Annotated in this window: 12 protein-coding genes; 2 read left to right on the top strand and 10 right to left on the bottom strand. The window is 51.5% G+C overall.

The window, feature by feature from the left end; translation table 11 throughout:
* Positions 1–118: 118 nt before the first annotated feature.
* A complete protein-coding gene (gene alaS / locus ACTHUR_RS02250; protein WP_070822080.1) occupies positions 119–3,013 on the bottom strand; it encodes an alanine--tRNA ligase in 2,895 nt (964 codons plus the stop codon).
* A 250-nt stretch (positions 3,014–3,263) separates the two neighbouring features.
* Here alaS and ACTHUR_RS02255 point away from each other — a divergent pair, with 250 nt between their 5' ends.
* Complete coding sequence (locus ACTHUR_RS02255; protein ID WP_003685623.1) at positions 3,264–4,394, top strand: polyamine ABC transporter substrate-binding protein; 1,131 nt, start codon at positions 3,264–3,266, stop codon at positions 4,392–4,394.
* A gap of 166 nt (positions 4,395–4,560) precedes the next feature.
* Here ACTHUR_RS02255 and ubiE read toward each other — a convergent pair whose 3' ends face one another.
* The 7 genes from ubiE to ilvD all read right to left on the bottom strand — a co-directional run bounded on the left by ubiE (position 4,561) and on the right by ilvD (position 9,873).
* Positions 4,561–5,298: a bifunctional demethylmenaquinone methyltransferase/2-methoxy-6-polyprenyl-1,4-benzoquinol methylase UbiE gene (ubiE, locus tag ACTHUR_RS02260; RefSeq protein WP_004519946.1), complete on the bottom strand. Its 738-nt coding sequence runs from the start codon at positions 5,296–5,298 to the stop codon at positions 4,561–4,563.
* Between the two features lie 29 nt (positions 5,299–5,327).
* Positions 5,328–5,693, bottom strand: coding sequence for an MBL fold metallo-hydrolase (locus ACTHUR_RS02265; protein WP_224783360.1), 366 nt, complete (start codon positions 5,691–5,693; stop codon positions 5,328–5,330).
* Positions 5,694–5,711: 18 nt separating this feature from the next.
* A complete protein-coding gene (locus ACTHUR_RS02270; RefSeq protein WP_049344227.1) occupies positions 5,712–6,143 on the bottom strand; it encodes a gamma-butyrobetaine hydroxylase-like domain-containing protein in 432 nt (143 codons plus the stop codon).
* A gap of 1 nt (position 6,144) precedes the next feature.
* Entirely contained in the window at positions 6,145–6,378 is a 234-nt protein-coding gene (locus tag ACTHUR_RS02275) for a hypothetical protein (RefSeq protein ID WP_003679719.1), read from the bottom strand.
* 76 nt (positions 6,379–6,454) lie between these two features.
* Positions 6,455–7,744 carry a CAP domain-containing protein gene (locus tag ACTHUR_RS02280; protein ID WP_004519942.1) on the bottom strand — a complete coding sequence of 430 codons (1,290 nt, stop codon included), beginning with the start codon at positions 7,742–7,744 and terminating at the stop codon, positions 6,455–6,457.
* Between the two features lie 68 nt (positions 7,745–7,812).
* Positions 7,813–7,944: a hypothetical protein gene (locus ACTHUR_RS02285; protein WP_256388404.1), complete on the bottom strand. Its 132-nt coding sequence runs from the start codon at positions 7,942–7,944 to the stop codon at positions 7,813–7,815.
* Positions 7,945–8,013: 69 nt separating this feature from the next.
* A complete protein-coding gene (gene ilvD / locus ACTHUR_RS02290) occupies positions 8,014–9,873 on the bottom strand; it encodes a dihydroxy-acid dehydratase (protein WP_070695653.1) in 1,860 nt (619 codons plus the stop codon).
* Between the two features lie 278 nt (positions 9,874–10,151).
* On the opposite strand from ilvD, the gene ACTHUR_RS02295 reads away from it, so the two are divergent.
* The gene (locus ACTHUR_RS02295; RefSeq protein WP_004519939.1) at positions 10,152–10,715 is read left to right on the top strand and encodes a YceI family protein; all 564 of its coding nucleotides are present in this window, start codon (positions 10,152–10,154) and stop codon (positions 10,713–10,715) included.
* Positions 10,716–10,811: 96 nt separating this feature from the next.
* Here ACTHUR_RS02295 and ACTHUR_RS02300 read toward each other — a convergent pair whose 3' ends face one another.
* Together ACTHUR_RS02300 and ACTHUR_RS02305 are read right to left on the bottom strand one after the other, a co-directional pair.
* Complete coding sequence (locus ACTHUR_RS02300) at positions 10,812–11,759, bottom strand: bile acid:sodium symporter family protein (protein WP_004519938.1); 948 nt, start codon at positions 11,757–11,759, stop codon at positions 10,812–10,814.
* A gap of 150 nt (positions 11,760–11,909) precedes the next feature.
* Positions 11,910–12,791, bottom strand: coding sequence for an NAD(P)H-hydrate dehydratase (locus tag ACTHUR_RS02305; RefSeq protein ID WP_004519937.1), 882 nt, complete (start codon positions 12,789–12,791; stop codon positions 11,910–11,912).
* Between the last annotated feature and the right edge of the window lie 51 nt (positions 12,792–12,842).

Consider the following 12,842-nt stretch of genomic DNA (forward strand, 5'->3'; position numbering starts at 1 on the left):
GGTTGGAGCATGCCCCAACATTCTTATATTTCACAAAATCTGTTGGATCGAGACCCAATCTACGGCTAGATAGTTGGCAAAGGCCGTCTGAAAACACGTTTCAGACGGCCTTTCCACATCAAGCCAGCTTCGCGCCGACCCAATCTTTCACGCTCTCAATCATCGCGGGCAGTTTCTCGACATCGCTGCCGCCGGCCTGTGCCAAGTCCGGTCTGCCACCGCCTTTGCCGCCGACTTGTTCGGCTGCAAATTTAACCAGATCGCCTGCTTTGACTTTGGCAGTCAACGGTTTGGATACGCCTGCGCACAGGGAAACTTTGCCGTCGTTTACTGCGGCGAGTAATACGATGGCTTGTTCTGATTTGCCGGTCAAGTCGGTCACGATTTCGCGCAGGGCTGCGGCATCGGCTTCGATTTGGGCGGCAACGAGTTTGGCTGCGCCCAAGTCTTTTGCGTTGTCCAAGAGTTTGGCGCCTGCGTGGACGGCGAGTTCGGCTTTGGCGCGTGCCAATTCTTTTTCCAATGCTTTGGCGTGTGCCGCGCCTGCTTGGATTTTCGCCAGTACGTCTTTTTCGGTTTGGGCTTTGGTTTCGGCAATGATGTCTTTAACCAAACGCTCTTGATCTTGCGCCCATTTGAGTGCGTTCAGGCCGGTGATGGCTTCGATACGGCGTACGCCTGCGGCAATACCGCCTTCGCTGATGATTTTGAAGAGGCCGATGTCGCCGGTGCGTGAAACGTGTGTACCGCCGCACAATTCGGTAGAGAAACCGCCCATTTGCAGTACGCGTACTTCGTCGCCGTATTTTTCGCCGAAGAGCATCATGGCGCCGGTTTTTTGGGCATCCTCCATGCTCATAATGGCGGCGTTGACGGCAACGTTGGCCAAAATGGCTTCGTTGACGCGGCGTTCGACTTCGGCGATTTCTTCGGAAGTTACTGCTTGAGGATGGGAAATGTCGAAACGGGTGGATTCGGCGGTAACTAAAGAGCCTTTTTGTTCAACGTGTTCGCCCAATACATCGCGAAGGGCTTTGTGCATCAAGTGGGTCGCGCTGTGGTTGCGCATATTGGCATTGCGGATTTCGTCATCCACTTTGGCGGTAACGCTGTCGCCGACTTTCAGACGGCCTGAAGTTTGTACGCCGAATTGACCGAATACGGCCGCTTTGATTTTTTGGGTATCGCGTACTTCAAAGCGGTTTTCGCCTGCGAAGATATAGCCGACGTCGCCGACTTGACCGCCGGATTCTGCATAGAACGGGGTAAAGTCGATAACGATGGCACCTTCGTCGCCTTCGTTCAATTCGTTGACTTGCTCGCCGTCTTTGTAGAGGGCGAGGACTTTGGATTCGGTTTGGCGTTCGCTATAACCTTTAAACTCGGTGTCCTGACCTTCGTAAGGCAGTTGGGCGTTGGCTTTGAAGCTTTGTGCGGCGCGTGCGCGTGCGCGTTGGGCTTCCATCTCACGCTCGAAGCCTGCTTCGTCCAAGTCGATGCCCAGTTCGCGCGCCATGTCGGCGGTTAGGTCGTAGGGGAAACCGTAGGTGTCGTAGAGTTTGAAGATGTGTTCGCCGCCGATAACGAGTTTGCTGTTGGCGATGTTGTCCATCAAGTAGGTGTTCAAGGCTTCGGCAAACGGTTTTTCCGCGTCGGGAATATGGGCGGTTTCCAAAGCAGCCTGCAAATCGATATACATGCCTTCGTTCAGGCTGCCTGAAACTCGAGGACGGATAACGATTTGCTTTTTGCCCGGAGTAACACGGGAAGCGGCGGTAAATTCCACACCATCTGCAGTTTTCAATGTCAGTGGTTTGCCCACACCGTCTTGCGGCAGCAGGCTTTCCAGTTTCAGGAATTTCATGCCGTTGAGCACTTGGTTGAACAAGCCCATGCCTTTTTCCAGCGTTTCGCCGAAGCGGCTTTCTTCCGCGCGCAAGGCTTCCATAATCTGTGTCTGTTTCTCTTTCAACTCAGGATACGCATCACCCATTACTTTGACTAAATCGGGCACAAGTTTGTAGAAAAACGCCTGTTTCTGACCGAGTTTGTAACCGTGGCGTACAGCGCGGCGGATAATGCGGCGCAATACGTAGCCGCGGCCTTCGTTGGAAGGCAATACGCCGTCTGCAATCAGGAAGGAGCAGGAGCGGATGTGGTCGGCGATGACTTTCAGGCTGGGTTCTTCCATGCTGAATGGCGCGCCGGTTTCGCGGGCAACGGCTTTGAGCAGGTCTTGGAACAAGTCGATTTCGTAGTTGCTGTGAACATGCTGCATGACGGCGGCCATACGCTCCAAGCCCATGCCGGTATCGACGGAAGGCTTAGGCAGCGGATTCATATTGCCTTGTTCGTCGCGGTTGAACTGCATGAATACGCAGTTCCAAATTTCGATCCAGCGGTCGCCGTCTTCTTCAGGGCTGCCCGGAATGCCGCCCCAGATTTCTTCGCCGTGGTCGTAGAAAATTTCGGAGCAAGGGCCGCAAGGGCCGGTGTCGCCCATTTGCCAGAAGTTGTCGGATGCGTATTTCGCGCCTTTGTTGTCGCCGATACGGACGATGCGCTCGGCAGGCATGCCGATTTCGTTCAACCAAATGTTGTAGGCTTCGTCGTCTTCTGCGTAAACGGTCGCCAAGAGTTTTTCTTTAGGGATATTCAACCATTCGGGAGAAGTCAGGAATTCCCAAGCGAAGTGGATCGCGTCGCGTTTGAAGTAGTCGCCGAAGGAGAAGTTACCCATCATTTCAAAGAAGGTGTGGTGGCGGGCGGTGTAGCCGACGTTTTCCAAGTCGTTGTGTTTGCCGCCTGCGCGTACGCATTTTTGCGCGGTAGTGGCGCGGTTGTAGGGGCGTTTGTCAAAGCCGAGGAATACGTCTTTAAATTGGTTCATGCCTGCGTTGGTAAACAGCAGGGTCGGGTCGTCGTGTGGCACGAGCGAGGAGGAGCGGACGATGGTGTGGCCTTTAGATTCGAAAAATTTTAGGAATTTTTGGCGTAGTTCGGTGGTTTTCATAATGTCTCGATAAATTTTTTACAAGGATTTCAGACGGCCCGGACGGCGCGTTGCGATTAAAAACGAATGGGCGTTATCTTACCGCAAAACCATATTTCAAGCTATCGGCAGAAAGGTTTTAAGTTGGCTGCAACCTATCTTTCAGACGGCCTTAAGCGGGACGATATCTTTTAACAATGAAGCCTATCCGCTCGGGCTTGCCTGCTTTATAATGCCTCTCTATTTTCAACCGGATACGCAAGGAATGATAATGACCAAACATCTGCCCCTCATCGTACTGACTGCGCTGGCGCTGGCCGGCTGCGGCGGCTCGGACAAAACTTCTGCCGACAAGGCGGCTCAAACCGATAATCAAAAGGTATTGAGCATTTACAACTGGTCGGAATATGTCGATCCCGAGACGGTTGCCGCGTTTGAGAAAAAACACGGTATCGCAGTAACTTACGATGTATATGACAGCGATGAAACGCTGGAAAGCAAGGTATTGACCGGCAAGTCGGGTTACGACATCGTGGGTCCTTCCAATGCGTTTGTCGGTAGGCAGATTAAGGCAGGTGCGTATCAAAAAATCGACAAATCCCTTATTCCCAACTATAAAAACTTGAATCCACAACTGATGAAGCTGATGGAAGGTGTCGATCCGGGGCATGAATATGCCGTTCCGTTTTATTGGGGTACTAACACCTTCGCTATCAATACCGAGCGTGTGAAAAAGGCTTTGGGCACGGATCAGCTGCCGGACAATCAATGGGATTTGGTGTTTAACCCCGAATACACGTCCAAACTCAAGCAATGCGGCATCAGCTATTTGGACAGCGCGGCGGAAATTTATCCTATGGTGTTGAACTATATGGGTAAAAATCCAAACAGCAGCGAAACGGCTGATATTAAGGCGGCTACGGAAGTCTTGAAGAAAAACCGTCCGTACATCAAGCGGTTTACCTCGTCCGGTTTTATCGATGATTTGGCACGCGGCGATACTTGTGTAACGATTGGTTTTGGCGGTGATTTGAACATTGCCAAACGCCGTGCGGAAGAAGCAGGCGGCAAGGAAAAAATCCGTGTGATGATGCCGAAAGAAGGCGTGGGGATTTGGGTGGATTCGTTTGTGATTCCGAAAGATGCCAAACATGTGGCCAATGCCCATGCATATATCAATGATTTCTTAGATCCTGAAGTTGCGGCGAAAAACGGCAATTTTGTTACTTATGCGCCGTCCAGCAAACCGGCTCAAGAGCTGATGGATGAAGAGTTTAGAAACGACAATACGATTTTCCCGACTGATGAAGATTTGAAAAACAGCTTTATCATGGTACCTATCCAACCGGCGGCGTTGAAATTTATGGTCCGCCAATGGCAAAGCGTGAAAGCAGGGACATAAGCTGATTTAAACGTATTAAGGCCGTCTGAATGGTGTAACCGAAATCCTTAATTTCATTTTACGGCTGTTCAGACGGCCTTTGTTTTGTGTCAGATTGGCTTGGGTAAGGTTTAAAAACAAAGGGCGTGTCTATCAATCACGCCCTTTGTGTTTGTTTCAGACGGCCTTAGAATTTCACGCCTTTATGCAGGGCAACGATGCCTGCGCTCATGTTGTGGTAATCCACGCTGTCGAAGCCTGCATCCAGCATCATTTGCTTCAAGGTTTCTTGGTCGGGGTGCATACGGATGGACTCGGCGAGGTATTGGTAGCTGTCGGCATCTTTGGCAATCAGTTTGCCCATAATCGGCAACAGTTTGAAAGAGTAGAGGTCGTACACGCCTTCCAAAGGTTTGTACACTTTGGAGAATTCCAACACCAGCAGGGTGCCGCCCGGTTTCAATACGCGGTACATTTCTTTCAGCGCGGCATCTTTGTGCGTCATGTTGCGCAGGCCGAATGCGACGGAAACCAGATTGAAATAGTTGTCGGGAAACGGCAATTTTTCAGCGTCTGCCAACGATACGGGCAGAATCATGCCTTCGTTGAGCAGGCGGTCGCGGCCGACCGTCAGCATGGAGGAGTTGATGTCTGTCAGCCAAACTTCGCCTTCTTTGCCCACACGTTTCGCCCAGCCTCGGGACAAATCGCCAGTACCGCCGGCGATGTCCAATACTTTGTCGCCTTTTTTCAGGCGGGCGGTATTGATGGTGAAATGTTTCCAAACACGGTGCAGACCGCCGGACATTACGTCATTCATAATGTCGTAGTTTTTTGCCACGGAGTGGAAGACTTCGGCAACTTTGCCTGCTTTTTCGTCTTCGTCAACGGTAGAGAAGCCGAAATGGGTTTTGTGGTCGCTCATAGTGTCTGCCTTCTTAAAATAATACGGATTCAGATATTGAATACGTCGAAATCGCCAACCACTTTCGACGCGGGAAATATAGTTTGTGGCTGCCGCTCCAGCATCAGGCATTGCTCTTCTTCGGTATAACGTGCGCTGATGTGGGTCAGGTAAAGTTCTTTCACATTGGCTTGCAAGGCCAGCTTGGCGGCATCGGATGCGGTCGAATGGAATACTCGTTCCGCTGTTTCTTCATCGCCTGCCGCAAAGGTTGCTTCATGCACCAAAACATCTGCGTTTTGCGCGGCGCGCACTGCCTGCGGGCAGGCTTTGGTATCGCCGAAGATGGCCACTACCCATCCTTTTTTGGGCGGGGAGATGAACGCTTTGCCGTCAATGATTCTGCCGTCGTCCAATGTCGGCTTCGCCTTTTTTCAGACGGCCTTTCCGCCGCAACCGCCGCTACCGCAGGAATGTGTGCGTTTGGGTTTTAAATCTTCTGCACTTGGCGTTCTAGACGCGCCTGCTTTCTCGAGGCGGTCGAGATAGTCTTGCCAAAGCGCGTCTTGATTGTGCGCCAGTCGGTAGAGATAGTCCCAGTCGTAAAGGCCGCTGTCGTGGCCGTCTGAAAAAGTAATTTTCAAGGCGTATTGGCCGACGGGGTCTAAATCGGTAATGCTGACTTCGGCTTTGCCTGTTTGCAAAACATCTTGGCCGGCACCGTGTCCGCGCACTTCCGCGCTGGGCGAGTACACGCGCAGGTATTCGGCAGGAAGGCTCTTGGCACCGTCAACATAGACCAAAGTCAGTACGCGCCGCTCTTGCTGGAGGCGGATTTCTTGTGGGATTTTATCGGCTTGGGTCATGTCATGCTCCGTTCTTTTTACGCAAATAGGCAACGCGTACAGAAAAAATACCGCCAAGTACGGCAAATAGCACGATTGCGTAGAGTGAAAACCGTATTAGGCTCACTTGGGTGTCCGCCGTCAGCCCCAAAGGCAGCAACATCACGGCAACGAACAGTAAAAATGCGGCCAACATGGCGGCAATGCTGGCAAAGGCATAGCGGGTATTGGCTGCTGTTTGCGGATGTTTGGTCATATTGGATAGCTTGCCATAGGGGGGTGAGGCGGTATTTTATCAGCTTTTTGGTGCTTCATGCCGTCTGAAAACGGCTTTATTTCCATAAATAAAGTGTAATGGCGCGCCTGTCTTCGCCTTCGGGCATTAAGCGGATGCTGCTGCCTTTGCTTCCGTTGACACGGATAATAATACCGCCGGCCTGTCGTTCGATAATGTCGATTTGGGTGTCGCGGTTCATGCGGTAGTTGTAGCGTTCGCATTGCTTCAAGCACCAAAAATCCTGCCAATGGATAAAATATTTTTGTCCGGATTCGATGGCCAGCGTTTCACCGCCTTTGACGATGAAGTAAGGATAATCGGGTTTTTGCGTGCTGAATGTCCATTCGGCCGTTTTGTCTTTTCCGTTTTGACGGTATTCGAACACGGCTCGGTAGTCGGTGTCGTATTCCAATGGTTGTAAAGGAAACAGCGCAAATTGACGTTCGGTCAGGAGGCGGTTCGGGTCATTATCTTTATCTAAGATTTTGACGTCTCTGATTTCTTTTGTGTCCTGATACAGTTTGAACGAACGCATTTTGACCGGAGGCGATTGTTCTGAGAAGGCGATGCTGATCGGATTGCCGGTCATTTCATAATGCGGCATAGGGTCGGGACGTTCGCCGTGGAAAACCGGCGAAGCGAAGTTGCCTTGCGGATAGGTGATGTAAGGCTGGGTTTTGCGGTTGGAAATTTCATCCGCATAAACAATGGCATGACCATGACAGGCATCTTGATAAAACGAACGGCTGAGGTCGGATAGGGGGCGGTTTTTTTGGCAGAGGCTGTTGAATCTGCTGTCGCCTTGATTGATGCTTAACGCGATTTGTTTGCCTTGTGATTCAAACGACGCTCCGGCCTCGTCGATATTTTGATCGAGTAAGGAGAGACGGTGGTAAATCGCCGTCATTAGATTGTCCAGCTGATGTTGGGCAGGCAGATGGTCGTTGATTTTTTCGTTTGGCGGGTGCTGGCCGGTGCTGACGTTTTCGTGCACGCCTTTATAGGCATAACCGGCTTTGCGCGTGCGGTCTGATGGGCGTGGGCCTGTATAAAAGGGATTGCGTATATTTTTTTCGTCATGTCCGTCGTCAGGGTTTTGCAGCAGATAGCGGGCATGATTACGCGCGGCGCGTTCGAGTGTGGCTGAGTGCGCCAGTGCGGGCAGATTGGCTGAGGCGCGGAGGAAGTTTAAATACGCCAAGGCGTCAAAATCGGCAACGGCAGAACGATTTTGCGGCGGTTGGGCGTAGATGAGCTGGTCTTCGGAATAGCGATGGGTTTCGTAGTATTGGAATATACCGAGGGCGACGGCAAAACCACCCAGCCAGTAAAGAATGTGTTTCATTATATGTACTGCGTTCAGACGGCCTTGAGCTACGGCTCTTTTTCTTTGAAACTCATGCCGTTAAATGATTATTTTGATAGCGGCTTGACTTGGAATGCTTCAGGATGGGATTTGAAATATTCGACAGCGATAAATCCGCCGCCAATAATAATCAACAGGGCAATGGCCATGCCGATCATCGCTAAAATGAATTTGTCCATATTTGTCCGTTTGAATGAAGGCCGTCTGAAACACTTGAAAGCGTTCAGACGGCCTTAAAGTCAGGTTAATTAACGTTCGATTTGCGATACGTCGCGTACTGCGCCTTTGTCGGCGGAAGTCGCCATCGCGCCGTAGGCACGCAGGGCTGCGGAGACGTAGCGGTCGCGGTTTTCCGGTTTCCACGCTTTGCTGCCGCGTGCTTCCATTTCGGCACGGCGTGCGGCAAGCTCTTCATCGGAAATGACAAGGTGGATGCTGCGGTTTGGAATATCGATTTCGATGGCGTCGCCTTCGTGTACCAAACCGATTGCGCCGCCTTCTGCCGCTTCAGGCGAAGCGTGACCGATGGACAGGCCGGAAGTACCGCCGGAGAAGCGGCCGTCGGTCAGCAGGGCGCAGGCTTTGCCCAAACCTTTGGATTTCAGGTAAGAAGTCGGATACAGCATTTCTTGCATACCCGGGCCGCCTTTAGGGCCTTCGTAGCGGATAATGACGATATCGCCGGCCACGATTTGATTGCCCAAAATACCTTCTACTGCGTCTTCTTGGCTTTCAAACACGCGGGCGCGGCCGGTAAATTTGAGGATGCTCTCGTCCACGCCTGCGGTTTTCACCACGCAGCCGCGCTCGGCGATGTTGCCGAACAATACTGCCAAACCGCCGTCTTGCGAGTAGGCATGTTCAACATCGCGGATACAGCCTTTTTCGCGGTCGAGGTCGAGGGTTTTCCACATACGGTTTTGCGAGAACGCCTGAGTAGTGCGCACGCCGCCGGGAGCTGCTTTGAAACGCTCGATGGCATGGGTGTTTTCAGGGTTGGTCACGTCCCATTTTTCAATTGCGTCTTTCAGGGTCGGCGCGTGGATGGTGTACACGTCGGTGTGCAGTTTGCCTGCTTTGTCCAATTCTTTCAGGATGGCGAAAATGCCGCCGGCGCGATGCACGTCTTCCATGTAGTAGTCGTGGTTGTTTGGCGCGGTTTTACAGATGCAAGGTACAACGCGGCTCAGGCGGTCTATGTCGGCCATTTTGAAATCCACGCCCGCTTCGTTGGCAACGGCGAGCAAATGCAGGATGGTATTGGTAGAGCCGCCCATGGCGATGTCCATGGTCATGGCGTTTTCAAACGCTTTTTTAGTGGCAATACTGCGCGGCAATACGGTTTCGTCGTCTTGCTCGTAGTAGCGTTTGGTGATTTCGACAATCATGCGGCCGGCTTCGAGGAACAATTCTTTGCGGCCTGTGTGGGTCGCCAAGTATGAACCGTTACCCGGCAGGGAAAGGCCGAGTGCTTCGGTCAGGCAGTTCATGGAGTTGGCGGTAAACATGCCGGAGCAGGAGCCGCAAGTCGGGCAGGCGTTTTGCTCGACTTCTTCGACTTGTTTGTCGCTGATATTGTCGTCAGCCGATTCGATCATAGCGTCAATCAAGTCCAAACGGCGTTCTGGTTGAATATTGGCTACGCCGATAACTTTACCGGCTTCCATCGGGCCGCCGGAAACGAAGATGGTCGGAATGTTCAGGCGCATGGCGGCAATCAGCATGCCTGGGGTGATTTTGTCGCAGTTGGAAATGCAGACCAGAGCATCGGCGCAGTGGGCGTTGACCATGTATTCGATGGAGTCGGCAATCAGGTCGCGGCTGGGCAGGGAGTAGAGCATGCCGCTGTGGCCCATGGCGATGCCGTCGTCAATGGCGATGGTGTTGAATTCTTTGGCAATGCCGCCGGCTTTTTCGATTTCACGGGCAACCAGTTGGCCCATATTGTGCAGGTGCACATGGCCTGGGACGAATTGGGTGAAGGAGTTGGCAATGGCGATAATCGGTTTGCCGAAGTCGGTTTCCATGACGCCGGTCGCACGCCACAATGCGCGCGCGCCTGCCATATTGCGGCCGTGGGTAGAGGTTTTGGAGCGGTATTCAGGCATTTTTGTTCCTTTGTTTTATGCTGAGGCCGTCTGAAATAGGCTGGTTGGTTGGCGGCCCGTTGTAGAAATAACTGGCTATTTTATACCAATTACGAGCGATGAAGCACGCTATTTTGTAATAAAACTAAACTGTGTTTGCTTCACCTGAATTTGCTGTCCTCTCGTTCAGACGGCCTGAAGTTTTCTTAGGATGAAACGTTGTCTTTCTCATTTGCAAAAAATGTTGGCATCAAAAAGTGATATGATAGGGAACTTCTCACATTTCTAAGGATAAGACGATGAAAAAAATCATGTTTGCATTGTGTTCGGCCATGTTGGCTTCTGCTGCGTCTGCCGCTGTTTATAAAGTGGACGAATTCCATGCCAATGCCCGCTTTGCCATCGACCATTTCAACACCAGCACCAACGTCGGCGGTATTTATGGTTTGACCGGCAATTTGGAATTTGACCGTGCCAAACGCCAAGGCTCAATCGATATCGTATTGCCTTTGTCCAAACTGCAAACCGGTTCTGACCGCTTTACCCAACACTTGAAATCTGCCGATATTTTCAATGCAGACAAATACCCTGAAATCCGTTTTGTATCCACCAAATTCAATTTCAACGGCAAAAAACTGCTTTCCGTTGATGGCAATCTGACTATGAACGGCAAAACTGCGCCGGTGAAACTCAAAGCCGACAAATTCAACTGCTACCAAAGCCCGATGTTAAAAGCAGAAGTGTGCGGCGGCGATTTCAGCACCACCATCGACCGTACCAAATGGGGCTTGGATTATTTGGTAAGTGCCGGTATGAGCAAAAAAGTTAACATAAATATCCAAATCGAAGCAGTGAAACAATAATACTGCTTGATTTCAAAATAAAGGCCGTCTGAACAGGTAAGGCAGAAATCGTTGATTTCGTTTATCCCTGTTCAGACGGCTTATGATTAAAGACGTTTAGGATTCTTTATTTTTATCGGCTTTGGCTGCCCAATAAGTTGCCAGAAGCGAGCCGGAGATATTGTGCCACACGCTGAACAATGCGCTGGGAACGGCAACGACCGGCGCGGCGGCAAAGTGTGCGGCGGCAAGGGCGGCACCCAAGCCTGAGTTTTGCATACCGACTTCGATGGCCAGCGTTTTTTGTGCATCATAAGGCAGGCCGGTCCATTTGGCGGCAAAGAAGCCGAGCAGATAGCCGATGCCGTTGTGGAGTACGACAACCGCGAAAATCAGCAGGCCGCTTTCAATAATCTTGCCTTTGCTGGCGCCGACTACCGCGCCGATAATCAGTACGATGGCGGCAACGGAAACCAGCGGCAGCGCGTCGGTCAGTTTTTCAGTTTTGTTGCCCAAGGCTTTATGGACAATCAAGCCCAAAACGATGGGGAATAAAACCATTTTGACGATGGACATCAACATACTGCCCGCTTGGATTTCCAGCATTTCACCGGCAAGCATCAGGAAGATAGCGGGGGTCAGCAATGGAGAAATCAGAGTAGAAACCGATGTAACGGCAACCGACAAAGCCACATTGCCGCGCGCCAGATAAGTCATTACATTGGAAGCCGTGCCGCCCGGGCAGCAGCCGACCAAAATCACACCGACTGCGATTTCGGCAGGCAGGTTTAACAGCTTGGCCAGCAGATAGGCGGTTGCCGGCATGATGGCGAATTGTGCAATCACGCCGATGATGACGGCTTTGGGGCGTTTGAACAAAATATCGAAGTCGGAAGGTTTGAGCGTCAAGCCCATGCCGAACATAATGATGCCCAGAAGCCAAGGAATGTAAGGGCCGACCCATTTGAAGGTGTCGGGTGCGAAAAAAGCGATGCCGGCAAAGAGCGCCGCCCAAAGGGAAAATGTTTTTCCAATAAAGTTGCTGATTTTATTGAGGATACTCATGATAATATGTTGTGAAGTTGTTTTTAAGGGAAATCAAGGATACACGCCTTAACCTTAATTTGCAAAATGACTTAAAAATAAACCAGGCCGTCTGAAAATAGAGATTGATTTTCAGACGGCCTGCAATTTGTATTTATGATATAGATAGTATTACTCTTTTGATAAAATATTGCGCAGCCATCGGGCGGCAGGTGCGATTTCTCCGGCGAGCATACCGGTTTCGATTTGGCCGCTGTGTTTGATAACATCGGCTGCCGCTCCGTGCAGCCATACGCCGGCGCAGGCGGCTTGGAATGTCGGAATGCCTTGTGCCAGCAGGCTGCCGATAATGCCGCTCAAGACATCGCCGCTACCTGCGGTGGCCAAACCGGCATTGCCGCTGGTGTTGGTATAGACTATGCCGTCTGCCGTGGCCACCAATGTATGATGGCCTTTTAACACGACGGTTGCGGCATATTTACGGCTGATTTCGGTTACGGCTTTTTGCCTGTCGGCTTGAACTGATTGAGTATCGGTACCGAGTAGGCGGGCGGCTTCGGCCGGATGAGGTGTCAGGATGATATGTTTGTACGATTTGAGGCGTTCGGCCAATTCGGGAGAACGGGCCAGCAGTGTCAAGGCATCTGCATCGAGCAATAAAGGCCGGTCATGGTGTGTCGACAGGATTTGGAGCAGCAGCTGCTCTGATAATCCGTCCAAACCGAATCCGCAGCCGATTACCCGTGCGCTGACATCGTTGTGCTCCATCAGTTGGGCCGCAGTGGCGAGCATGATTTCAGGGCGTTCGGGAATGATGGCAAAAGGCAGCGTGGCTTGGTTGAAACCCGCCCAAACCTTGCCGCATCCTTGATATATGGCGGCTGTAGCTGCCAAAACTACCGCACCGCTCATTCCCGTTGCGCCGCCGATAATGGTAAGCGTGCCGTATGTGCCTTTGTGCGACTCTTGGGCACGAGGGCGGAATACGTCGGGAAATACTAAGGCCGTCTGAAAGGCCTGAAGCGATTCGGGAAGCGTGTAGATGGGCTGCATGGCGTAATCTTCCAAGATAAGAAATTTAATTTTAAATCAGAAAGTAAAAGG

The organism is Neisseria sp. P0021.S007, assembly GCF_051956855.1.

Coding starts and splice junctions, on each gene's coding strand:
- ACTHUR_RS02305 (WP_004519937.1), bottom strand. CDS start 12,791: ATGCAGCCCATCTACACGCTTCCCGAATCGCTTCAGGCCTTTCAGACG.
- ACTHUR_RS02300 (WP_004519938.1), bottom strand. CDS start 11,759: ATGAGTATCCTCAATAAAATCAGCAACTTTATTGGAAAAACATTTTCC.
- ACTHUR_RS02255 (WP_003685623.1), top strand. CDS start 3,264: ATGACCAAACATCTGCCCCTCATCGTACTGACTGCGCTGGCGCTGGCC.
- ubiE (WP_004519946.1), bottom strand. CDS start 5,298: ATGAGCGACCACAAAACCCATTTCGGCTTCTCTACCGTTGACGAAGAC.
- ACTHUR_RS02285 (WP_256388404.1), bottom strand. CDS start 7,944: ATGGACAAATTCATTTTAGCGATGATCGGCATGGCCATTGCCCTGTTG.
- ACTHUR_RS02270 (WP_049344227.1), bottom strand. CDS start 6,143: ATGACCCAAGCCGATAAAATCCCACAAGAAATCCGCCTCCAGCAAGAG.
- alaS (WP_070822080.1), bottom strand. CDS start 3,013: ATGAAAACCACCGAACTACGCCAAAAATTCCTAAAATTTTTCGAATCT.
- ilvD (WP_070695653.1), bottom strand. CDS start 9,873: ATGCCTGAATACCGCTCCAAAACCTCTACCCACGGCCGCAATATGGCA.
- ACTHUR_RS02280 (WP_004519942.1), bottom strand. CDS start 7,744: ATGAAACACATTCTTTACTGGCTGGGTGGTTTTGCCGTCGCCCTCGGT.
- ACTHUR_RS02275 (WP_003679719.1), bottom strand. CDS start 6,378: ATGACCAAACATCCGCAAACAGCAGCCAATACCCGCTATGCCTTTGCC.
- ACTHUR_RS02295 (WP_004519939.1), top strand. CDS start 10,152: ATGAAAAAAATCATGTTTGCATTGTGTTCGGCCATGTTGGCTTCTGCT.